Source organism: Pacificibacter marinus (assembly GCF_018860665.1).
GTDB classification, from domain to species: Bacteria; Pseudomonadota; Alphaproteobacteria; order Rhodobacterales; family Rhodobacteraceae; genus Celeribacter; species Celeribacter marinus_A.
Genome location: NZ_JAHKPK010000022.1, coordinates 82052 through 103148 on the forward strand (window position 1 = coordinate 82052; position 21097 = coordinate 103148).

At 52.1% G+C, this 21097-nt stretch carries 21 protein-coding genes; 10 read left to right on the forward strand and 11 right to left on the reverse strand.

Annotation, left to right across the window (positions count from 1 at the left end):
- Positions 1-55 precede the first annotated feature (55 nt).
- Positions 56-1105 carry an A/G-specific adenine glycosylase gene (mutY, locus tag KO497_RS06400; RefSeq protein WP_215943138.1) on the forward strand — a complete coding sequence of 350 codons (1050 nt, stop codon included), beginning with the start codon at positions 56-58 and terminating at the stop codon, positions 1103-1105.
- Positions 1106-1148: 43 nt separating this feature from the next.
- Positions 1149-2288, forward strand: coding sequence for an alkane 1-monooxygenase (locus tag KO497_RS06405; protein ID WP_215943139.1), 1140 nt, complete (start codon positions 1149-1151; stop codon positions 2286-2288).
- A gap of 225 nt (positions 2289-2513) precedes the next feature.
- Here KO497_RS06405 and KO497_RS06410 read toward each other — a convergent pair whose 3' ends face one another.
- From KO497_RS06410 to KO497_RS06425, 4 genes are all read right to left on the reverse strand, one after another.
- Complete coding sequence (locus tag KO497_RS06410; protein WP_215943140.1) at positions 2514-3614, reverse strand: site-specific DNA-methyltransferase; 1101 nt, start codon at positions 3612-3614, stop codon at positions 2514-2516.
- A 135-nt stretch (positions 3615-3749) separates the two neighbouring features.
- On the reverse strand, positions 3750-4361 hold the full coding sequence (locus KO497_RS06415) for a ribonuclease HII (RefSeq protein ID WP_215943141.1): 612 nt from the start codon (positions 4359-4361) through the stop codon (positions 3750-3752).
- A gap of 142 nt (positions 4362-4503) precedes the next feature.
- On the reverse strand, positions 4504-4767 hold the full coding sequence (locus KO497_RS06420) for a hypothetical protein (protein WP_215943142.1): 264 nt from the start codon (positions 4765-4767) through the stop codon (positions 4504-4506).
- 290 nt (positions 4768-5057) lie between these two features.
- The gene (locus KO497_RS06425; protein WP_215943143.1) at positions 5058-5582 is read right to left on the reverse strand and encodes a hypothetical protein; all 525 of its coding nucleotides are present in this window, start codon (positions 5580-5582) and stop codon (positions 5058-5060) included.
- Positions 5583-5772: 190 nt separating this feature from the next.
- On the opposite strand from KO497_RS06425, the gene KO497_RS06430 reads away from it, so the two are divergent.
- On the forward strand, positions 5773-6075 hold the full coding sequence (locus KO497_RS06430) for a hypothetical protein (RefSeq protein ID WP_215943144.1): 303 nt from the start codon (positions 5773-5775) through the stop codon (positions 6073-6075).
- On the forward strand, positions 6047-6748 hold the full coding sequence (locus KO497_RS06435) for a winged helix-turn-helix domain-containing protein (RefSeq protein ID WP_215943145.1): 702 nt from the start codon (positions 6047-6049) through the stop codon (positions 6746-6748). Before KO497_RS06430 ends, KO497_RS06435 begins: the two co-directional genes overlap by 29 nt.
- A gap of 4 nt (positions 6749-6752) precedes the next feature.
- On the opposite strand, the gene KO497_RS06440 is transcribed toward KO497_RS06435, so the two are convergent.
- The 3 genes from KO497_RS06440 to KO497_RS06450 form a co-directional block, all read right to left on the reverse strand.
- Positions 6753-7349 carry a hypothetical protein gene (locus KO497_RS06440; RefSeq protein ID WP_215943146.1) on the reverse strand — a complete coding sequence of 199 codons (597 nt, stop codon included), beginning with the start codon at positions 7347-7349 and terminating at the stop codon, positions 6753-6755.
- A 472-nt stretch (positions 7350-7821) separates the two neighbouring features.
- A complete protein-coding gene (locus KO497_RS06445; RefSeq protein ID WP_215943147.1) occupies positions 7822-8859 on the reverse strand; it encodes a site-specific integrase in 1038 nt (345 codons plus the stop codon).
- Between the two features lie 243 nt (positions 8860-9102).
- Positions 9103-9339 carry a hypothetical protein gene (locus tag KO497_RS06450; RefSeq protein ID WP_215943148.1) on the reverse strand — a complete coding sequence of 79 codons (237 nt, stop codon included), beginning with the start codon at positions 9337-9339 and terminating at the stop codon, positions 9103-9105.
- Between the two features lie 137 nt (positions 9340-9476).
- Between KO497_RS06450 and KO497_RS06455 the strand changes: the two genes are divergently transcribed.
- The gene (locus KO497_RS06455) at positions 9477-10178 is read left to right on the forward strand and encodes a helix-turn-helix domain-containing protein (protein WP_215943149.1); all 702 of its coding nucleotides are present in this window, start codon (positions 9477-9479) and stop codon (positions 10176-10178) included.
- Positions 10179-10484: 306 nt separating this feature from the next.
- Here the strand turns inward: KO497_RS06455 and KO497_RS06460 are convergent, their stop codons facing one another.
- The gene (locus KO497_RS06460) at positions 10485-10709 is read right to left on the reverse strand and encodes a helix-turn-helix domain-containing protein (RefSeq protein ID WP_215943150.1); all 225 of its coding nucleotides are present in this window, start codon (positions 10707-10709) and stop codon (positions 10485-10487) included.
- Between the two features lie 121 nt (positions 10710-10830).
- Between KO497_RS06460 and hsdR the strand changes: the two genes are divergently transcribed.
- The 5 genes from hsdR to KO497_RS06485 all read left to right on the forward strand — a co-directional run bounded on the left by hsdR (position 10831) and on the right by KO497_RS06485 (position 19125).
- A complete protein-coding gene (gene hsdR / locus KO497_RS06465) occupies positions 10831-13185 on the forward strand; it encodes an EcoAI/FtnUII family type I restriction enzme subunit R (RefSeq protein WP_215943151.1) in 2355 nt (784 codons plus the stop codon).
- Positions 13186-14664, forward strand: a complete 1479-nt coding sequence (locus tag KO497_RS06470; protein ID WP_215943152.1) for a type I restriction-modification system subunit M — start codon at positions 13186-13188, stop codon at positions 14662-14664.
- On the forward strand, positions 14661-16415 hold the full coding sequence (locus KO497_RS06475; protein ID WP_215943153.1) for a restriction endonuclease subunit S: 1755 nt from the start codon (positions 14661-14663) through the stop codon (positions 16413-16415). The genes KO497_RS06470 and KO497_RS06475 overlap by 4 nt, the downstream gene beginning before the upstream one ends.
- 91 nt (positions 16416-16506) lie before the next feature.
- The gene (locus KO497_RS06480; protein WP_215943154.1) at positions 16507-17268 is read left to right on the forward strand and encodes a hypothetical protein; all 762 of its coding nucleotides are present in this window, start codon (positions 16507-16509) and stop codon (positions 17266-17268) included.
- Positions 17269-17277: 9 nt separating this feature from the next.
- Positions 17278-19125 (forward strand): ATP-dependent nuclease, encoded by a 1848-nt coding sequence (locus tag KO497_RS06485; protein ID WP_215943155.1) that lies wholly within the window; start codon positions 17278-17280, stop codon positions 19123-19125.
- A 593-nt stretch (positions 19126-19718) separates the two neighbouring features.
- Here KO497_RS06485 and KO497_RS06490 read toward each other — a convergent pair.
- The 3 genes from KO497_RS06490 to KO497_RS19090 all read right to left on the reverse strand — a co-directional run bounded on the left by KO497_RS06490 (position 19719) and on the right by KO497_RS19090 (position 20913).
- Positions 19719-20003 (reverse strand): hypothetical protein, encoded by a 285-nt coding sequence (locus tag KO497_RS06490; protein WP_215943156.1) that lies wholly within the window; start codon positions 20001-20003, stop codon positions 19719-19721.
- 118 nt (positions 20004-20121) lie between these two features.
- A complete protein-coding gene (locus KO497_RS19085) occupies positions 20122-20352 on the reverse strand; it encodes a hypothetical protein (RefSeq protein WP_252729545.1) in 231 nt (76 codons plus the stop codon).
- A 6-nt stretch (positions 20353-20358) separates the two neighbouring features.
- Positions 20359-20913 (reverse strand): hypothetical protein, encoded by a 555-nt coding sequence (locus KO497_RS19090; RefSeq protein WP_252729546.1) that lies wholly within the window; start codon positions 20911-20913, stop codon positions 20359-20361.
- Positions 20914-21097 lie beyond the last annotated feature (184 nt).

Sequence of the window (21097 nt, forward strand, 5' to 3'; positions counted from 1 at the left end):
CCAGACAAAACCCGATGACAGCCGCTAAAGATTACGTGACGGAGTGAAACACATTATGAAACACGGGGAATTAGCTCAGTCTTTGCTGGCTTGGTATGATGAAAACGCTCGCGATTTGCCATGGCGCGTCAGTCCCAGCAAGCGCGCGGCAGGCATTAACCCTGATCCCTACCGAATCTGGCTGTCAGAAATCATGCTGCAGCAAACCACAGTAGCCGCGGTGAAAGCCTATTTCGAACGCTTCACCCACCTCTGGCCGACAGTGCAAGACCTTGCCGCCGCCCCTGATGATCAGGTGATGGGGGAATGGGCAGGCCTTGGATATTACGCCCGTGCGCGCAATTTGCTCAAAGGGGCGCGAGCTGTAGTGGCAGATCATGGCGGCATTTTCCCTCAAGACCGCACATCGCTTTTGGCATTGCCGGGCATCGGGCCTTATACAGCATCCGCCGTCGCCTCGATTGCATTTGATTTGCCGGAAACCGTGGTGGACGGAAACGTCGAAAGAGTGATGTCGCGCTTGCATGACATACATGAGCCCTTACCGCTGTCAAAACCACAGCTGACCGAGTTAGCGACACGCACCACACCGCAAAAACGTGCCGGCGATTACGCGCAAGCGATCATGGATTTGGGCGCGACGATCTGCACGCCGAAATCCCCTAAATGCGACATTTGCCCATGGGCCACACCCTGTTTGGCGCGCAAAAATGGCACGGCCGCCGCGTTGCCGAAGAAAGTGCCGAAACCTGTGAAACCCACGCGCAAAGGCTTTGCCTATGTCGCGCAAACGACCTCTGGCGCTTGGGTGATGGAACGGCGTGCGGACAAGGGATTACTTGGCGGAATGCTTGGCTGGCCAGGGTCACCTTGGGACGAGGCCGCGCAGGACATCCCGCCTTTTGCTGCCGATTGGACTGAAGTAGGCGAGATCAAACACACCTTTACCCATTTCCATTTGTTCTTGCGCGTGATGATCTCTCGATCTGTTGCGAACACACCCGAGGCACTGCTGACTTTGGGGGCAAATGAATTTCAACCTTCGGATTTGCCAACGGTTATGCGAAAGGTGTTTGATGTGGCGCAACCTCATTTTAGCCAATGATCTATAGCCTGTGCTAAGACGCAAACTCTAAGGACCAAACCCGATGAACATGTCCTCCATCAGCACCCGCAACGCATTACCCTTTTGGCTGTCATTAGGGGTCATCCCCTTGCTTTTACTTGGTGCGACTTATGGCGGCTGGACCACGTTTTTGGTACCTGTTTACGCGTGGTATTTGTTTTCAATCTTAGACCGCCTTTTGGGTATGAACACCGAGAACCCTGACCCAGAGACAGACCCATCAGAGCTGGCTTTGTATAGATTGATCACGATGATCTGGTTCCCTATCCAGTTCGTAATGATCTATGGGCTGATCTACTTTGTAACCCATACTGATCATCTGACGATGGTTGAGGTGATCGTGTTGTTCTTTAGCCTTGGCGTCTCATCCGGCACCATCGGCATCGTTTATGCACATGAGCTTTTGCATCAACGCAATCGGGTTGAGCGCTGGTTGGGGGATTTACTTCTGGCTTCCGTGCTTTATTCGCATTTTCGCACCGAGCATCTTTTGGTGCACCACAAACATGTAGGAACACGCCGGGATGCTGTGACCGCTTTATACAATGAGGGCTTTCATCACTTCTTTTGGCGTGTGTTACGCGAAGGGCCTGTGTCTGCCTGGGAGGCTGAAAAAGCGCTGTTAGCACGCCGCGGCCTGTCTGCGTTTCATCCTCGCAACCCGCATTTTCGCTATTGGAGCTTGCAACTCAGTGCTTTGCTTTTGGCGGTATTACTGGGCGGCACTATGGGGTTTTGCCTGTTCATCTGGCAGGCCTTCATCGCCATTTGGCAGCTTGAGTTGACAAATTACGTTGAACATTATGGGCTGACCCGTCGTCATTTGGGCGAGGGTAAATACGAACATGTCAAACCCCACCACAGTTGGAACGCCGCGCAAATGGCAACCAACTGGCTGCTGATCAACCTGCAACGTCATTCGGATCATCACTATAAGCCCGACAGGCGCTTTCCGTTGTTGCAAAACTATTCCGAAAAGGATGCACCACAATTGCCCTATGGCTATCCGGTGATGACTTTTGCGGCCATGGTTCCGCCGTGGTGGCGGCGCATCATGAACCCGCGCGTAAAAGCGTGGCGCAAACAATACTATCCTGACATGGCGACGTTTGAAGATTGGGAACCGTATAAGCACGGCACCAATCCTTTGCCACGTCTGTAATTAACGGGTTCAATCACCGCATCATAGGACACAAAAAAAGCCCCGCCATAAAGACGGGGCAAGGGGATGCCGTGGAAGTCAGACCACTGGCATCAGGCGGTAAACTGTGATGCACGCGCATCTCTATAGGCCGCCCAAAGATCTGGGCGGCAGAATGTTGGTCCTTTGCCTGTGGTTATGCAGACAAAGGACGCTCTTGATGTTGGTGGAAAAGATTTTGAGAGATCAGTTCATCTCTGCGCGGATTTGCTGACGCAGCAAGTCGATGGGCACGTTTTTACCCTCGCGCTGATAGGTCCAATAGGTCCAACCGTTGCAGCTTGGCGCGCCTTCTAAATGCGCCCCCACTTGGTGGATAGACCCTTTGATATCATTGCCGATGAGCGTGCCATCAGCGCGCACTTTGGCTTTGTGACGACCATTCATAGACATCAACTGTTCGCCCGGGCGCAACATGCCGCGTTCGACCAATTGACCAAATGGCACACGTGGTTCTGCCCGCTTGGACGCCGTTACGGTCAAGGCTTCTGAGTCAAACTTGCGGATCGCTTTGATGCGCTTCTCGGCAACCTTACGGTATTTTTCTTCACGCTCGATGCCGATGAAATCACGGCCCAGCATTTTTGCGACAGCACCCGTGGTGCCTGTACCAAAGAAGGGGTCAAGCACAACATCACCGGGGTTGGTCGTTGCGACCAACAGGCGGTGCAGCAGGCTTTGTGGCTTTTGCGTCGGATGCGCTTTTTCGCCGTCTTCGTCTTTAAGCCGTTCGCCACCATTGCAAATTGGCAAAACCCAATCAGAGCGCATTTGAACGCCTTCATTCAGCGCTTTGAGTGCGTCATAGTTAAAGGTGTATTTCGCGCCCTCGCCTTTTGACGCCCAAATCAATGTTTCATGCGCATTGGTGAACCGTTTGCCGCGGAAGTTTGGCATCGGATTGGATTTGCGCCACACAACATCGTTCAAAAGCCAATAGCCTTGGTTTTGAAGTTCTGCGCCAAGGCGGAATACGTTGTGGTAAGATCCGATCACCCAAATCGCGCCATTCGGTTTCAGAATGCGGCGGGCAGCTTTAAGCCACTCACGGGTGAAATCGTCGTAAATTCTAAAGCTGTCGAATTGGTCCCAATCGTCATCCACCGCGTCAACCTTGGAATTGTCAGGACGATGCAGATCGCCACGCAATTGCAAGTTGTAGGGAGGATCCGCGAAGATCAAATCAACTGATTCTTCGGGAAGACTGTTCATTGCCTCGATGCAATCACCGGACATAATTGTATTGAGAGGAAGCGCGGGGGCTTCCTTGCGTGTATTTTTAGTCATGCTCTGCCTCACAGAAACGCCCTTACGAGCGATACAATCGCACCATTTTTGGTGTCGTTATGTACCGCCTAAGATGAGTCATAGGTGATTCGAGGTCAATTTCTTTATTGAATCAATGTGTTAGAAAAATGCTTGCTACAACATATTGTGTATAGGCTTGAACGAACATCTATGGTGTGGGGTCACCCCAAATTTGGCCAAGCCTTCCATATGCAATTTGGTGCCGTAACCTGCGTTCTTTTCCCATCCATAACCGGGGTACTGTTGCGCCAAATCCACCATCAACCTATCGCGCCATGTTTTCGCCACAATTGAGGCTGCAGAAATCGACAAAGAGCGCGCATCGCCTTTGACGATTGCTTCGGCATTCACCCCAAAGGCAGCGGGAATTTTATTGCCATCGACAAGCACGTAATCAGCGTGGATTTTTAGCCCTGCCACCGCGCGTTCCATCGCCCGCAAAGAGGCTTGCAAAATATTAATCTCATCGATTTCTTCCACCGAACAAGACGCGATAGAGACATCGGCAACGGCAAGGATTTGATCATACAAAGCCTCGCGCCGTTTCGCGGTCAGTTTTTTGGAATCGTTCATCCCGTCGGGGATATTGTCAGGATCAAGCCAAACGGCGGCGGCCACAACAGGACCGGCCAGTGGGCCGCGGCCGACCTCGTCGACGCCCGCGACACGCGAATAACCGCGCTTTGTGGCGGCGGTCTCGAATGAAAAATCTGGTGTATATGTCATGAGACTTTGAAAGCCTATGGCAGGCCCAAGAGCAAGACCCATTCGCGGATACCTTCCCCCGACAAACTGCAATCGTCAGGGAAAGGCACCAATTTTGATATGCTAAAGCTGTGTCACCTTCGCAAAAAAATCAAAACGGCCTTTAACGCTTTTCTTTAGCGCTTTTCAAAATATCCATTTGCAGCTCTTTGCTGATTTTGAGCGGACGTGCAAAACCTTCTTCGACGATGATCACTTTGCGGTTCACACCTTCGATTTTGAAATCCATTGGTTTTTGGCAAAACATTTGGCCATATCCCAAAATCAACACTGCGGGCGCCTCGCAGGGGGGAACCTCTACAGCAGAAGAGACAGCAGGTTGAAGGGTGACAACAGCTGCAAGAGCAGCCAATATTTTAAATTTCATTTTATTTCCTCATAAAGACTAAGCCACCATCCCGAGAGAGCAGCATAATTAAACTATAGTAATCAGAACGTCGTATGGTGAGAGCAACAGCATAAGTGGTCAATGACCAAATGGTAAAAAAAATCTGTTGCGTCCAAAAGACTACCTATCGCACATCGGCTCTACGGGTACCGCAGTGCATATTCAGCTATTTGGTGGGACTCACCGGGAAAAGGACGGGTGGAACGACAATCCACCCGCCAAGGTAACGCGGCACATGGGGACATGAAACACGCGTATTCTATGTCAGATCAGCGCAAAGCGTGGCTGCCATTGCCACCGCTTGAACGGGTAACACGGTAACCAAAGTTGTTCAGACAACCCACATCATAAGCATCAGTGCGGCCACGCTTTGTACTCACCTTAGTCTCGCAGGCGCGCGGCAAAGCCACAGCAGAGCGACGTTCACGCATTACGCAGTTTTCCAAGGCAACCGATTGAACGCGCTTACGTTTGTCACGCACAGAGACGACACAAGCGTTTGGAATTTCAAAAGTATCCTTGCGGGCGGCACGGCGATCATGATCATTATGCCTGCCGTGCCCGTCGACAATGACTTTGCGTGTGACTGTAGGGGTATTCGATTTCGATCCAGAGTTTTCAATGGCCTTGCCAATAACAAACAAGGTGACCAAGCCACCAATGGCACGGGCGACATCGGCATCACCAGCGCGGGCTGGCGTCGCATAAGCTGCGGTGACAGCCATCGAAAGCGCCACAAGACCTGCGGCAAATTTAGGGGTGCGTCGTTTGTATGTTCTGTTCGGCATCTTCATGTTGTGTCCTTCCTGCTATGAGCCCGTTAAGGGATCTGCGCCGTCGCTTGGGTGACTGGCGGGGTGTCGATGAAACAGGAATGGGGCCATTGGTCTTTGCCGCTCAATATCAGTGAAATGTTATATGCTATCAACACGTGCTGGCGGCTTTGATATTGAATAACAATCGCCAATTGGGCAGGGTTCGCACATGACACACACATTTATTCCCCCCCGCCTCATTGCAGCAGCCCTTGCCTTGGCTGTACTGCCCATGAGCGCCAATGCTGCCTGTTATGCCGAATATAAAGCAAAGCGGGACAACCCGTTGAAACTGCATTACGGTATCGCCGAAGTGCTTGACGCCCAGTGCAACGCGTCAGCCGCACAGGCTGCTCTCGCGCCACGCCTTGCGGCAGATGGTTGGGTTTTGTTGTCGGTCGTTGGCTTTGTCGATGAGGCCGCATTGCAAGGGAAAAAAGAAAGTGCTGGATCCTATTTCCTCCGTTACTGACGGGTCTAAATCTGGGCGCGTGCTGTCGTTTGGCGTCATCGCGATTGTATTGATTTTACTCATCGCAGCAGGGCTGTTGTTCGCCAACCTGCCTGACGCCAACGCGTTCAATGCGCGGGTTGAAGCGATCTTTGTCGAAAACGACAACCTGACCTCACATGCAGAAATCAAACTGCTGGAAATCCTTGCCCAATCTGGCACAGCCTTCTCCGATACCTTGACCAGTTACCGTGTGGTGATTTTCGTGTTGATGCTCTTCGCTACAGCTTTGCTTGTGGCCTCTTTGGTTTTTTTGCTGACCATTTTGGGCCTCAACAAACGCATGCTAGAAATCGACAAGCAGGGTATTCAAATTTCATCGTTGATGATTTCACGCGCTGAGAACACCGTCTATTTGAACAATATGGAATTCAAGCTGACAGGTGCTGCGATCGAAACGCTCTGTGTGCTGGCCGAAGCGCGTATGGATGACGACGTGCTCAGTGGTGCCGAAATCGAAAGCGTCGTGTCGGGGCGAGATGCATCTGACTGTGACGAGGCTGCGGGGGCCACACGGATCAAACGCCTGCGCGATACTTTGGGCAATCAAATGATGAGCGAACTTTTGGTCAAGAACATCGCACGCAAAGGCTATATGCTGTCAGTGCCGCAAGATGTGATCAAGATGGTTTAAGGTCTCAGCCAACAAATCCTCGCCCCTGAATGCCGAAAATATCGCTTAACATCCACGCGAACAGTTGGCCGTGAACCCCTTCCCTGACTCTAAATGGGGATAAGAAACGAAAAATGGCCAATTCGTTCAACGATCGGGATGAATTGCTTCGCTGCCCTAGGGGGTTTCTCGACGAGAAAAAAATCACCGAAAACGAGACATGTTGCACCGCTGCGAACAGTCGATCAATGTCCGCATTCCATGAAACCATACCGTTGTCCTGCAATCGCTTTACCCGAATGCAAAAGTTGCAATTTGCCTTGCCATCCATCTGCGCCACCCCTTTTTCGCTATATGAAGCGACTATGGCAGCGCGGCCGACGATCAAACGCACAATCTCTTCATCTCTCAGGTCATCATGCAGTTTGGCTTGTAGATCGCGACAAATCTCGTCTTCCAAAGTCTGTTGCAGTGGATAAGGCAAATCACTTCCGCGCCGTGCGACAACGAATTGATCGGTCGGGGATTTCAGCAGGCCTTCTTCCCCTCGAGACACCTGCTGATCAGATGTCTTAGCCCCGTAAAGCTGTTCCACAATTTGATTGGCAAAGAAGAGTTTCAAGATGGCTTAGAAACGGTATTCGGGCGAGGATAACCACAATTCACGAGAAGTCCCACATCATCAAGGCGGGCCAATGGTTTGCTGCCAAAGCCAGCGTAACAGGCATTCCGGATCGTTCGGTATGTGGGCTACGGAAAAGCCGAGCGAGAGCACTCACCGAAGCAGGAGGACCTTTTGCACAAATCGGCGCCCGGACTGGGCATGAAAGCCTGTCAGAGATTGAGCACTACATCTGTAACTTCACCAAGCGAAAGGTACTCAGCAGCACGAAAAAGGCACAAAAGGTTCCAACTCAACTGACCAAAGCTCCGAAATTCAATAGAATATAGGAAGAACAGATGCTTAAAAAGGTGCTGGTGACCCCGGCAGGATTCGAACCTGCAACCTGCCCCTTAGGAGGGATGACTTCATATTCTGATTACTCCTTATTTTTCAATTAACTATAACCTGTACAGGACGGTAAGTGTACTGATTATGTACGAAAATGAGCCCGTACAGACGCCTCACTATCTTCATCGTGAGCATAAATCCTCAACGGCAACGCCACATCAGACCATCTCCCCGCCTTGGCCGCAGTAACAGGATCGACCCCTTGGCGAACAACCAGTTCCGTGTAGTATCCGTGTCGACCAGCAGCATGCGCTGACAGGAAGGGGATCTTCGCTTGCTTGCAAATTGTTCTCCAACGGCAGGCATAGCCTGTGGAGGTCTTGTATCCGAACACACGCGCTTCGAAGAATTGTCCGGTCTGACGATTTCTTGGTCGCTTAGGCGTCAACGCTCGCAACTCTTCCATCATTTCCGGAGAAACCGTGACCTGACACTGATCGTGCCCTTTCTGCGCTTTAAGCTTAACTTTCGGCTCATGTGGATCCAAGTCGTCTGGGACAAGAGAAATCGCCTGATCAATGCGCGCCGCCGTCTCGAACATGAAGCGGAGCATAGCTGCATTGTAAGGATCAGCGTGGCGACAGAAAGCCTCAACCCATTCTCGGTCTGAAGGCTGCCGCTTTATCCGACCTACCTTTCCTCGGCGCCGATCTTGATCATGACGTTCCTTCGTTTTGTACCGTAGCACTTTAATCATTGGTGTGCCGTGCTTGTGGTGAGAGTAATTAATGACGGCGCGTGCTGGCGTGACAACCTCGCGCCACCATGTATCGGTGCCCGCATTAGGTTTGAGCTTCGGGCCAAGGCTTAGCAGCAAGGCACCGGTAATGGTCCCAAGGGGCATTTTCCCGATCTCCTCCGCAATTGGGATCAGCTGTCTCGCGGTTTTTTGCGTCACAGGGTATGACAAGATCGCATCATTAAAAGTTCGTGCGTGCGACTCGCCGAAAAGGTGGCGATTGATCTGCGCCTCGGTTTCCGCAGCTATCCAGTCCCACGCGCCGCTCTCTGTAGAAGCGCGTGTACTTCTCCGGTATGGGCCAGCGATTGGGCGGCTGTTGTACTCGATCCAGCCTTTCGCCCAGTAAATTTCCCCTCTTTTGTATGTGCTGAGTGGCATTTTCTACCCTCCCTCAATATTTCGTCGATCTGTTCGGGCGTAATGATCATCGCGTTGCCGATCCGAAAGCACGCGCCCAGTTTATTGGCCTTTTCTCGAAGGGTGCGCTCAGCAATGGATACCTGACGATGCTCCATTAACCAGCTGACCCATTCCGCCGGCGATTTTCCGTTGTCCAGAATTGCAGAGCCACAACGACCTCTGTTACTTGGGTTCGCCGGATAGCTATTTTGATGCATTCTATCACCCATGAGCCCAAACCTTTGTTGCTCGGCCACCCTTGCGCGTCTGCGCCCCTTCGACAGACAAGATCGTCTCCACATGCTCGGGCGAAAGAAGCATCGCGCGACCCAAGGCATAGTAGTGTCCACACGCACGCGCCTTGGCGCGCAATGCACGGGCTGAAATATCTGCGCCCTGTGAGCGCAACCTCTCGCACCAAATCTCTGGCGTTACTGCGTTCTCAAATGTATTGTTCATCTGCGCCTCCAGACTGCTTTCCTTAGCTAAATATGGGCGTCCAAAGTTGGTTAAGTAAATGATTTTATTTATGTTTCCTCATATTTAGGGAAAGCGGCCAAATCTGGCAGGTTGTCGATCAGATGAAGGAGCACTCAATGCCATTCAGGTTCAAACCCGACCCAGAACAAGACAATTTAGTGATTCGTTCGACAATGTCTGCTCAGCAAAAGGGCTGGACTAGACGCAAGCAAATCGAACGCTCGCAAGCTGGTCAACAAACCGAAACTGAAGAAGCCCGAACCGCCGAGAGGCGCTACCGTCGGCGTGAAATGAGCCTTAGCCAAGGTCTTCGAAAGTATCGCGGACAGCGGGATCTGACCCAAGATCAAATGGCCGATGAACTAGGCTGCTCGATCCGAACCTATCGCAGATACGAGAGCGGGGAGCATGACATACCCAGCTCGCTTCTTTTGCAAATCCTAGCGCGCGGCGATGTAGACATACATGATCTGTTAAACGTCCGCCAAGATCCAGTCTGGCCCGAAACACGCGACATGGTCATCGATCGCTACAACGAGGCGATGGCGTTGCTGTCAGAGCAAGATCTGTATTTGCCCGTTGATGCTGAACGACCAGCTCGAAACATTGCGGGGGAAGTCGCAGAGCTTGGCGAAGCTAAGACAACCTCAGTTCTTACGCGGGTAAAAGAAGAATGGCGCAATCTGAACCAGTGGTATCAGGACGGCGGCTGGGGTTGGGACGGCGTCGAAGATCACTGGAGTGAGGAACAAGAGGAGGAGCGTCGAGCGAAACGGCGAGCCCGTGATGCAAAAAAGAAGTATCCGGGTAGCGGTTAACGCGGTCTTAAGTCTCCTGCTAAGTAGCACAAAGACCTGTCGCGATGTCCTAGATTTGATGGAGTAAATATGTTGATTGTGATTGACTGACCTTCTCCCCAAGTTCCCTCCAGCTTTGCGCGGTGTCCTTGGGGCGCAAGTCAACGCGAACGGCCCTAAGCCGCCGTCCACCTAGAGAGCTAGTTGCTGCAGAGCGGCTCGTCGAACCGGACGTTCGTGCATCGCGCAGCATTTTTCGGCTCAAAACGTTGACCCGTGGGGCCAAATCGTGGGTAGTCGCGTCGACCTTACTGATGGGTCAAGATCCTAGTAAAATTGACTTTTTCGCACCACGAGCTCGAGTTCGTTCGCCTCTAGCAAGGATAGTACTGTTTCTAACCGTACACCCTGATCACCATTTTCTACTTTTGAAACCGTTGCCTGCCGAAGGTCAGCGCGTTCCGCGATTTCAGCCTGAGTAGAGGCGGAAGCCTTTCTAGCTTCGGCGAGCAGAGCACCCAAGCGTTGCGGGCTAGAAATCAGGCTGGTCATCGCACGTCCATTGTAGAAAAGATTACACTAGCTAGTATACGCTTTTGCGTATAATTGTACAGCATCAGAACCTTCGCTCTGTACAACATCGCAAAGGGAATTTTTGGAGTATTTGAAGCAAATGTCGCTGCCCCCTGGAGAGAAGAAGAATCTCAGTGAGTCCGATATCTGTGACCTCTATATTACTCCAGCACTGAAACGCGCTGGCTGGGATCAGTTGACCCAGATAAGGCGAGAAGTGACTTTGACGCCGGGGCCAATCATCGTCCGCGGGAACATGTCTTCCCGCAACAAGAAGAAAAAGAAATTTGCCGATTATGTCCTATCTTGGGAGCCGTCTCTTCCAGTGGCTGTATTGGAGGCCAAAGACAACAACCATTCTGTAGGACACGGGATGCAGCAGGCGCTTGGCTACGCCGAGATCATGCAGATTCCAACGGCTTTCAGTTCAAATGGCGATGGTTTCGAACAACACAACAAGCACCCAAGTGCCGGCGAAGAAATTGAAACATCTCTTTCTTTGACTGCGTTCCCAGACCCCCAAACCCTTTGGGCACGTTACAAATCATTCCGTGGCATTGAAGGTGGTGAGCAAACCTTGCTGATGGAGCCATACCATGATGACGGGTCAGGCAAAGAGCCGAGGTATTATCAGGCCGAAGCGATCAACCGCACCATTGAAGCTGTCGCGAAGGGCAAGAATCGAGTGCTATTGGTCATGGCGACCGGAACCGGCAAGACCTACACGACCTTTCAGATCATTTGGCGGCTTTGGAAGGCTGGTGCTGCAAAGCGCATCTTGTTTTTGGCTGATCGTAACATTCTTGTTGATCAGACACTTGTGAATGACTTTAAGCCCTTTGGTTCTGTGATGACCAAAATTGGAAGTCGGAGGATTGATCCGTCTTATGAAATACACTTGGGTCTATACCAGTCACTTACGGGCCGTGAGGAAGGTGACAAGACGTTCAAGACCGTTTCTCCAGACTTCTTTGATTTAATCGTCGTAGATGAGTGTCATCGCGGAAGTGCATCTGAAAACTCGGAGTGGCGTGAAATCCTAGAGTATTTCGAGGGTGCCATACAGATTGGTTTGACGGCGACGCCAAAGGAAACCAAGGATGTCTCAAGCAGCACCTATTTCGGCGAACCAGCCTACACCTATAGTCTAAAACAAGGGATCGAAGACGGGTTTCTAGCGCCTTACAAAGTAGTTAAAATCGATATCGATAAAGATGTCGAAGGTTGGACCCCGCCGCTTGGCGCCATCGATGATCTCGGTAACCCGCTTGAAGACCGACAGTACAACCAGAAAGACATGGATCGACTTCTGGTGCTGAACCAACGCACCAAGCTGGTTGCAGCGCGGGTGATACAGCTCCTCAACGCGACTGACCCTTTCAGCAAGACCATCATCTTTTGCGAAGACATCGACCACGCTGAGCGGATGCGCAAGGCAATCGTAAACGCTGCCGGCCAGATCGCGATTGATAATCCGCAATATGTAAGGCGTATCACCGGCGATACTAAGGAGGATGGCAAAGCCGCTTTGGACAACTTCATCGACCCGGAAAGCAAGTTTCCCGTCATTGCTACAACATCCGAAATGCTTACCACCGGCGTAGATGCGAAGACCTGCAAGCTGATAGTCCTCGATAAAACGATCACATCCATGACCACCTTTAAGCAAATTATTGGGCGAGGAACTCGCGTCGATGAGGAGCATGGCAAGTGGTACTTCACCATCATGGATTTCAAAAAAGCAACAGAGCTCTTTAACGACCCGGATTTTGACGGGGAAGCGGTCGTAATCTACGAGCCAGGCGATAATGATCCACCCGAACCTCCTGATCCCCCAATTGATCCGGAAGACGATCATTTGGAACCGCCAGATAGTACTGGCATAACCAAGCTGGTCGTCAGCGGCGTCGAAGTGGAGATCATTGCGGAACGAGTCAGCTTCATTGGTCCCGACGGTGCCTTGATCACGGAATCTTACAAGGAATTTGCGCGGAAACAGATTTTGACGGAGTTTTCGTCCTTGGACGACTTCATCCGCAAGTGGAACGACGCTGACAAGAAGGCCGCGATCATCCAAGAGCTGGAGGAGCATGGCATCTTGTTGGAGAACTTGGCCGAAGAGGTCGGTAAGGATTTCGGCGATTTCGATCTGCTCTGCCACATCGCATACGACCAGCCGCCCCTCACACGCGCGGAGCGTGCCAAAAACGTCAAGAAGCGCAACTACTTCACAAAATACGGCGACGAGGTCCGCAAGGTTCTGTGGGCGCTTCTGGACAAGTATGCAGACGAAGGGGTGAGCACAATCGAAGACGCCCGCGTCTTGCGTCTTGACCCCTTCGATGAGATTGGAACACCGGTCGAGATCATCCGCGATGTGTTCGGCGGCAAAGAACAATACGAACAAGCCGTTAGAGAGCTTGAGCAACAGATATACAGACAGGCGGACGGATAAATGGGTGATCTTACCAGCATCATTAAGGCGATACAGGACATCATGCGCAAAGACGTGGGTGTCGATGGTGATGCGCAGCGCATCGGCCAGATGGTGTGGATGTTCTTCCTAAAGATTCTCGATGACCGCGAACAGGAACTTGAACTCATCGATGACGACTTTGTGTCGGCTCTTCCCGACAATCTGCGCTGGCGCAATTGGGCGGGCGAACGCGAAGGCCTGACCGGCGAAGGCCTGTTTGACTTTGTGCAAGATACGCTTTTTCCAAAGCTGAAGGCTCCTGTGAAGACGCAAGGCCCGCAGCGAGAACAGGCGTTAATCATCCAGCGCGTCTTCGAGAACGCATACAACTACATGAAATCCGGCACGTTGCTGCGGCAGGTCATTAACAAGATCAACGAGGTCGATTTCAACAACCGCGAAGACTGGCACACTTTTGGCGGCATTTATGAGCAAATCCTGCGCGACCTGCAAAGTGCGGGCAATGCTGGCGAATTCTATACACCCCGCGCAGTGACCCGCTTCATCGTGAACCGCGTTGACCCTAAGTTGGATGAAACCGTCTTCGACCCTGCCTGCGGGACGGGCGGTTTTCTGACTTGCGCAATCGATCATAAAAAAGAGCATTACGCCAAGACCAGCAAGGACCGCCAGCAGCTCGCAAAGACCATCAAGGGGGTCGAGAAAAAGCCGCTGCCTTACATGCTCTGCATGACCAACATGATCCTGCATGGGATTGACAGCCCCTCGAACATCCGCCTCGATAACACGTTGGCCAAACCCTACCGCGACTATGGCGACAAGGACCGCGTACACTGTATCATCACCAACCCGCCCTTTGGTGGGATCGAGGAAGACGGGATCGAGCAGAACTTCCCCGCAGGCCTGCGCACCCGCGAAACAGCTGATCTGTTCATCGCGGTCATCATCAAGCTGCTCAAGAAACACGGCCGCGCCGCTGTCGTCCTGCCTGATGGCTTTCTGTTTGGCGAAGGCACGAAGACACGGCTGAAAGAGTCACTTTTGACCGAGTGCAATCTGCACACCATCGTCCGCCTGCCCAACGGCGTGTTCAACCCCTACACGGGCATCAAGACCAACATCTTGTTCTTCACCAAGGGTGAACCGACGACGGATGTCTGGTTCTACGAACACCCCTATCCAGAAGGTGTGAAAAACTACAACAAATCCAAGCCCATGCAGTTCGCGGAGTTCCAGCCCGAGATCGACTGGTGGGGTGATGAGGCCGATGGGTTCAAGGCCCGCAAGGAGACCAATCAGGCGTGGAAACGCAGCGTGGAATACTTCGAACAGCGTGGTTTCAATCTCGACGACAAGAACCCGTTTGAGGCTGCGAAGAAAAACTTGGACCCTGACGATCTGTTGGAGGACTACCGGATCGCGCAGGACGACATTCAAAAGCTGCGTGATCAGTTGAAGTCCATCTTGTCGGATGCGCTAAATGGGGGCCGCCCGTGACAGATGTGAACCAGCTGATCACCGACCATCTGGATATCTGGACGGCGGCGACCGAAAAGAAATCCAGTGCAGGACGAGGCAATGGAGGCAGTGTCAGCCTTCATGGGATCAAGAAGCTGCGGGAATTAATCCTGGAGCTAGCAGTGCGGGGCAAGTTGGTTCCGCAAGATGATACCGATGTTCCTGCGGATGGATTGCTTGACCAACTGCATCTTCAACAGGCCCAGATGTTTGCCAAGGGCATCATCAAGAAACCCAAGCCGGTTGCCAAGATCGCCGCATCAGAACTTCCTTTTGAACTTCCGCGCGGCTGGACATGGTGCCGCGTATCTCAGCTTGGCCACGATTGGGGGCAGAAGGTTCCCGAAAGCCAGTTTACCTACATCGACGTTGGTTCCATCAATAAAGAGCTGGGGCTGGTTTCTGAGCCAACGGTTCTTGAGGCGAGCAAAGCGCCATCACGGGCGCGCAAGTTGGTTCGGAATGGGACCGTCGTCTATTCCACGGTTCGCCCATATTTGCTGAATATTGCGGTCATCACGGAGACCTTTGAACCTGAGCCGATTGCGAGCACCGCCTTTGCTATCGTGCATCCATTCGACGGAGTCTCGGCCTCTTACCTATATCGCTATTTCCGCTCACCAACCTTCATCTCCTATGTTGAAGGGTGCCAAACTGGTATCGCGTATCCGGCCATTAACGATAAACAGTTCTTCTCTGGCTTGGTGCCGCTTCCACCTACCGAAGAACAACACCGCATCGTAGCCAAGGTGGATGAACTGATGGCGCTGTGTGATGCGTTGGAGCGGCAGGCCGAGGACAGCCTTAAGGCGCATCAAACCCTCGTCGACACCTGCCTCGCCACCCTCACCAACAGCCAAACCCCCGAAGACCTCACCCAAAACTGGATCCGCATCGAAGCCCACTTCGACACGCTGTTTACGACAGAGGAGAGCTTGGCGGAACTGGACAAAACAGTTCTTCAGCTTGGCATGATGGGTCTTCTAGTAAAGCAAGACCTATCAATAAGTAGTATAAGTTTACTTGAAACTGCTAGGAAAACGCGTGCGGCTCTTGTCGCCAGAAAAGAAGCAAAAGCCTTTAAGGCTAAGGCAACTAGTGAAGTTTTGGACTGGCCGTTTATTCTACCAAGTAGCTGGTCTTGGCTAAGACTCGGGGAAGCTGCCGTTCTAATCACAAAGGGCTCATCTCCAAAATGGCAAGGTGTTTCCTACACTGATGATCCAAGTGAGGTCATGTTTGTGACTAGTGAAAATGTAGGCCGTTTCGAAATGCTTCTCGACAACCCGAAATTTGTTGAGAGAAAGTTCAATACAGTTGAGCCTCGTTCTATTTTGAAGGCCGGTGATTACCTAATGAACATTGTCGGTGCGTCCATAGGTAGAACGGCTATTTACCCTGGTCCTGATGGTGCGAACATTAATCAAGCAGTTTGCTTGATACGAGTTCTTCCAGGGCTTTTTGATTCTCGATTTTTGATAGCGTTCTTCAATAGCGAATTTTGTCGCGGCTATATGTTTGACAAACAAGTTGATAACGCACGCGCAAACTTGAGCATGGGAAATATCTCACAGTTTCTGATCCCAGTTCCACCCATCGAAGAACAAGTGGCCATAGCTGAAAAGCTTGAACTTCTTTCTGGCTTAAGTTCCAATTTATCGAGACGACTTCAAGCTCGCGCAGTGCTTTCAAAGTCACTGGCCGATACCCTTACCTCCAAAATTCATTGAGAAAACATGCATTTAAGTTCTGTCTTATGCCACGAACGTACGAAACTTGTGAAAGTTCTCTCAACCTCTCGTCTTTGCGCGAGGTTTGCTGATGCCCTGGCCTGATTTCACCGAACTGACTTTTGGCTTCGCTTTCCTACGCGAGCTGGAACAAAACTATGTGCTTGACGGCAAGTTCCCCAAAGCCCCCGACTTTATCAGCCAAGGCGCAGAGGCGACGAAGGGCTATGATGTCGAGGTCACCCTTGACGGATCAACACCCGTCTTCTTCCAGCTGAAGCGCTCCTATGTCCTGGAGCGCAAAAGCGCACGGGAGATAAAGGATGGGCTTTACGCGGATCCTAAGGTCTATCGCATGAATCTGCACAAGAATGGCAAGTACCGCCAACACAAGGCGCTGCAGGGGCTCGAAGCGCTCGGCAACGCCGTCTTCTACGTGACCAGCCAGATACACACCCCCAAGGAATTCTCAGACGCCTACAGCGCCGGAACGGTTGTGTCCCAGGCCTCGGCCATGTTCGCGCCCAATGAGATCATTTTGCCGGACGACACGAAGGATCATCACGTCAGCTTCAAGCCGAATGATAGTTTTGGCTACGTGTATTCCAAAGAACCGCACCCGTTTGAACGAAAGTTTCAGAGCCTTGATAGCTGGCTTCCGGTCGTTGGGCAGCGCGCGCAGAGTGCGATTGAGAACCGGCAACTGCTTGAAAAGACTGTTGAGTTCTTGAAGAAGAAACGAAGGCCTCGCGATCCGGTTCTGCAGATGATCCGCGACCAACCGCTCGAAGCCCAAGCCGCGATCCTCGCCTATTTTATCCTCGACGCCCAACTGACCTTCGTGAAGACATAAGGGAAATCTATGCGCCTAAAATCTGTCTGGATCAGCGAATATAAGAACCTTCGCGACTTCACGCTCACCTTTGACGGCGACAGTTTCCTCGACATCTTCGTCGGCAAGAACGGCACGGGTAAGTCCAACTTCTTCGAGGCGCTGGTGGAAATCTTCAACTTCGTCTTCGCCTCGACGAAGCGGCGCAGCGAGATCAGTTTCGACTTCGATCTGTTCTACGAGATCGATGGCGATGATGTGCGCGTACGTCGTGAGGGTGGCCAGTTGCAGGTCAACGGAGCGAACCGTTCGAAAATCGCGGACGCGCTGACACCCGACAACGTGATCATCTACTATTCCGGTCACAGCGACAAAATCACGTCTACCGTAGATCAGTACGCTCGCGCCTACGCACGTCGGAACCGCAAGTGGACAGGCGAGGAAGCGCGGGAGTTCATCAGCATCGGGGCTGAGTACAAGGAGATGCTCCTTTCGATCTTGTTGATGCAGCCTGACGAATGCGCGGCCCGTCGCTATATCTGCCAGAAGCTGGGGATCGAAGTCACGTCTGAAACCGTCAGGCTTCGGCTGTCGCCGCCCAAGTTTAACCACAGCCATGTCGAAGTTGGCGATGTGGCTTCGTTCCTATGGGGGGCAGAGGGCCAATCACTCGTATTCGTTGAAAGGCTGCTCAACTGTGTCCGGGGCGAGTTCACACGAGACTCGATTTATGACCATGGGCAAGATCGGTATACTATCCGTATTAATATTGAGCTCTTCCGTGAAGAGTTTGCCGACGCGTCCTCGTCTGACCTTTTTCGCCAATTCGACAATCTGAAAACACTTGGCATGTTCGAGGGCTTGTCCATTCCGATCGGCTTGGGCGACGGCAGGCCGATCCTTGTCGGCGATTTTAGCGATGGTCAGTTTCAATCCACCTACATTTTCGCCATTACCGAATTTTTTAAAGACCGTAACTGCATCACGCTCCTCGATGAACCAGACTCTTTTCTGCATCCTGAATGGCAGTTTTGCTTTCTCAATCAGGTTGAAGACATCGCCGCGACCGAAGCCGCGCAGACCAATCACGTTCTACTCAGCAGTCACAGTGCTTCGACGATCGTCGAGGCCAATGAACCGCAGATACGCCTTTTCGAGATTGCGGATGGCAACGTCACGGCGGTGCAGCGTGATAAAGCGGCAGTAGTTCAGTCACTCTCGGCTGGGCTAATTACGTTTAGTGAGCGTGAGGCGCGCCTCAACATTTACCACAATCTCAAGAACACCAATGGGCCAGTACTCATGGTTGAGGGAGTAACGGACGAAATCATCTTCGAAACGGCTTGGCGCAAGTTGTATGGAGCAGAGGTGAACCGGCCCTTTGAGATATTGAGCGCGTTTTCTTGCACAACACTTGGCCGTTTGATGCGAAGCGACGAATTCTACCAAGACAATCAGGGGCGCACAATTTTTGCGTTGTATGATTGGGATGAAGCTTACAACGAATGGAACATGAACCACAGTCAAGTAGTTCAAAACAATGTTTCGCGTTGTTTGACCAGAAAGCGGAATGGAGTGGACGGCTACAACCTGATGTTGCCAGTTTCCGAGGAACATAGCTGTTACGGACAAGTTGTGAACGCAGCCACCGGGGAGCATTATAAAAGCAAGTCAAGTTTTCCAATGGAGCTGCTTTTTCGTGACGCGCCTGGAGTAGGCGCACATTTTGAAATCGATCCGACGCGCCCCGGCAATTTTCAGCGCTTCAAGGGTGACAAGGCAACCTTTGCTAAGGAAATAGTTCCCGCTCTACCGCCTGCTGCGTTTGAGCCCGCCAGACCCGTTTTTGATTTTATCCTGCATACTATCGGCCAATAGCATCCAAATCAGCGGCCAGGTAAATATCCTACAACTTCCGCTTCGGTCCGTCTGTGTCAATGCTCGCGCACCTGCAGCGAACGTCTCCTAACCGCCCATTCTGTTGAAAAACTCTGTGCTGCATCTGCAAATTTTGAAAAAGTGGGAAATCGTTCCCCGACGATCTCATTGCAGCCCTGTGGCGCCGTTGAGCTTTGGGTAAATCAGAATTTTGTTCTGCCCGATTTAGGATCAACGCGCTGTATGGGAGTTTATCAACAGAATACGCCGATTCTGTTGATAAAATTGATGCTTACGCAGAAAGTGGGGCGTGAGAGACCATGCACTCGCTTTACAGATCAGGCGTGGCAAATTTGCTTTGGCCTTGGCTAGATTTGGTGATTTCGGACGTTGTATTCGTTGTTTGCATTGCATTACCCACATCCGCCGGAAAACTCCCCAATCGCTCTCTCGATACTTGACGTCTCGCTCGGTCATGGGGATTTTTCCGGCTCGCGACGAGACCAAGGCGACCACCGCGGCTACACACCCTTCCAGTAGGTATTTATCGACTGACTGTTCAAAGTGAAAATATCTCGCATATCAATGCAATATTAGATTTTACTATCATCTAGGTCACGTGCAAAAATCAGACAGGCTTGTCTCAGCACTGCGTTTTCTGCACGCAACCTATGATTCGCTAGCTCAAGCTCTGCCTTCCCCATCACGGCACCACTCTCGGGGGCCGTTTGAAGCGCTGCATCGATATTTTCCTCCTGACCACTGTCCCTGATCCATTCCAGCAGCGTCTTCGGCGCACATCCGACGTGCGTGGAGACCGCCTTTATAGCCGCCCAACGTGACAGGTGATCCTTACGAATATCGATTACCATCTGCACTGCCCGCTCCCGTGTTTGGACAGGGTAACGGCTTCGTGGCGGTCTTTTCTGCTCAGTTTCCTGCGACATTTCCTATCATTTCCTTGTTAATGCTCCGGCCCATTCGTGCCATTTACGTTCACTTGAAGATGAAGCCTGTTTTCTTCGGCGTTTCGGGCTTGACCTGGCCGCGCGGCCTGCACCCTGCCTCGAAGGCGTCCTGCAAGGTCGACAACGAGGCGCTCAATTTGTTCTGCAAGTCGGCGAGCGCCTTCTCTTGCTCGAGCTGCCGCTGCATGCACGCGGAGACGGTCTTCTCCAATTCTTCTACGCAGGCGAGCAACTCGTTCTCGAGTGGTGTTAGGGTCATCGGGGATCACTCCATTTTCAAACAAGTTCGGTTCGTACCGGTGCCGATTGGGCACCTTGCGGGCACCAGCCCCAGCGGCATGACGATCACTTGCCCCAAGCCCCCTACGCCACGGGTAATCCGGCTGCCTGTCAGCTGCTCTGGGATCAGCTGCGTCGATGGTTCTGGTGGCCGTGTTGTCGCGGTTTTCGCGCCTAGAAATGCGGTGGCGGCTGTCGTTACTCCTGCTAAGGTCACTCCGAATAAGACTAGAACAACCATCCTTTTGGTCACGATCTTGCTGTGCCTTTGGCGCTGTTGTTCCAGCTCCCGATTTAAGGTTTCGATCTTCGTCTTGCGGAGTTCGACCTCTGCCTTCAACTGCTGGGTCGTGTCGCGAGAGAAGCTTTTCAGGCCTTCCAAATCGTTCGAGATTGTACGTGCGGCGCTTTGCGCAGTCTTCCGTAACGCGCCGTTCGAGCTCTCCAATTGGGATTGCAGCGAGTCGAGCTGAGCCTCTAGCATCTGATCCATGCTCTGTCGGATGCGGGGGTTGAGTTGTGTCTGCGGTCCAGTCGACATTGAAGTATGCTCCTTTCAAGCGCCATCTATTTTTAGGCAAGTCCGGGTCTGCGACGGTAACGTAAATCTCCCCGGCTCGCGGGATCTCGAAACCGATGCCTTTGAGTGCTCTGAGTAACGTCTTGCGGTCGTGGATCACCCCGAACTCGACTTGGGTCTCGACCCATTCATTCACCTCTGCTCG

Excerpts from the sequence above, each read along its gene's own strand:
- mutY (WP_215943138.1), top strand. The coding sequence starts at position 56 with ATGAAACACGGGGAATTAGCTCAGTCTTTGCTGGCTTGGTATGATGAA.
- KO497_RS06405 (WP_215943139.1), top strand. The coding sequence starts at position 1,149 with ATGAACATGTCCTCCATCAGCACCCGCAACGCATTACCCTTTTGGCTG.
- KO497_RS06410 (WP_215943140.1), bottom strand. The coding sequence starts at position 3,614 with ATGACTAAAAATACACGCAAGGAAGCCCCCGCGCTTCCTCTCAATACA.
- KO497_RS06415 (WP_215943141.1), bottom strand. The coding sequence starts at position 4,361 with ATGACATATACACCAGATTTTTCATTCGAGACCGCCGCCACAAAGCGC.
- KO497_RS06420 (WP_215943142.1), bottom strand. The coding sequence starts at position 4,767 with ATGAAATTTAAAATATTGGCTGCTCTTGCAGCTGTTGTCACCCTTCAA.
- KO497_RS06425 (WP_215943143.1), bottom strand. The coding sequence starts at position 5,582 with ATGAAGATGCCGAACAGAACATACAAACGACGCACCCCTAAATTTGCC.
- KO497_RS06430 (WP_215943144.1), top strand. The coding sequence starts at position 5,773 with ATGACACACACATTTATTCCCCCCCGCCTCATTGCAGCAGCCCTTGCC.
- KO497_RS06445 (WP_215943147.1), bottom strand. The coding sequence starts at position 8,859 with ATGCCACTCAGCACATACAAAAGAGGGGAAATTTACTGGGCGAAAGGC.
- KO497_RS06450 (WP_215943148.1), bottom strand. The coding sequence starts at position 9,339 with ATGAACAATACATTTGAGAACGCAGTAACGCCAGAGATTTGGTGCGAG.
- KO497_RS06455 (WP_215943149.1), top strand. The coding sequence starts at position 9,477 with ATGCCATTCAGGTTCAAACCCGACCCAGAACAAGACAATTTAGTGATT.
- KO497_RS06460 (WP_215943150.1), bottom strand. The coding sequence starts at position 10,709 with ATGACCAGCCTGATTTCTAGCCCGCAACGCTTGGGTGCTCTGCTCGCC.
- hsdR (WP_215943151.1), top strand. The coding sequence starts at position 10,831 with ATGTCGCTGCCCCCTGGAGAGAAGAAGAATCTCAGTGAGTCCGATATC.
- KO497_RS06470 (WP_215943152.1), top strand. The coding sequence starts at position 13,186 with ATGGGTGATCTTACCAGCATCATTAAGGCGATACAGGACATCATGCGC.
- KO497_RS06480 (WP_215943154.1), top strand. The coding sequence starts at position 16,507 with ATGCCCTGGCCTGATTTCACCGAACTGACTTTTGGCTTCGCTTTCCTA.
- KO497_RS06485 (WP_215943155.1), top strand. The coding sequence starts at position 17,278 with ATGCGCCTAAAATCTGTCTGGATCAGCGAATATAAGAACCTTCGCGAC.
- KO497_RS19085 (WP_252729545.1), bottom strand. The coding sequence starts at position 20,352 with ATGACCCTAACACCACTCGAGAACGAGTTGCTCGCCTGCGTAGAAGAA.
- KO497_RS19090 (WP_252729546.1), bottom strand. The coding sequence starts at position 20,913 with ATGTCGACTGGACCGCAGACACAACTCAACCCCCGCATCCGACAGAGC.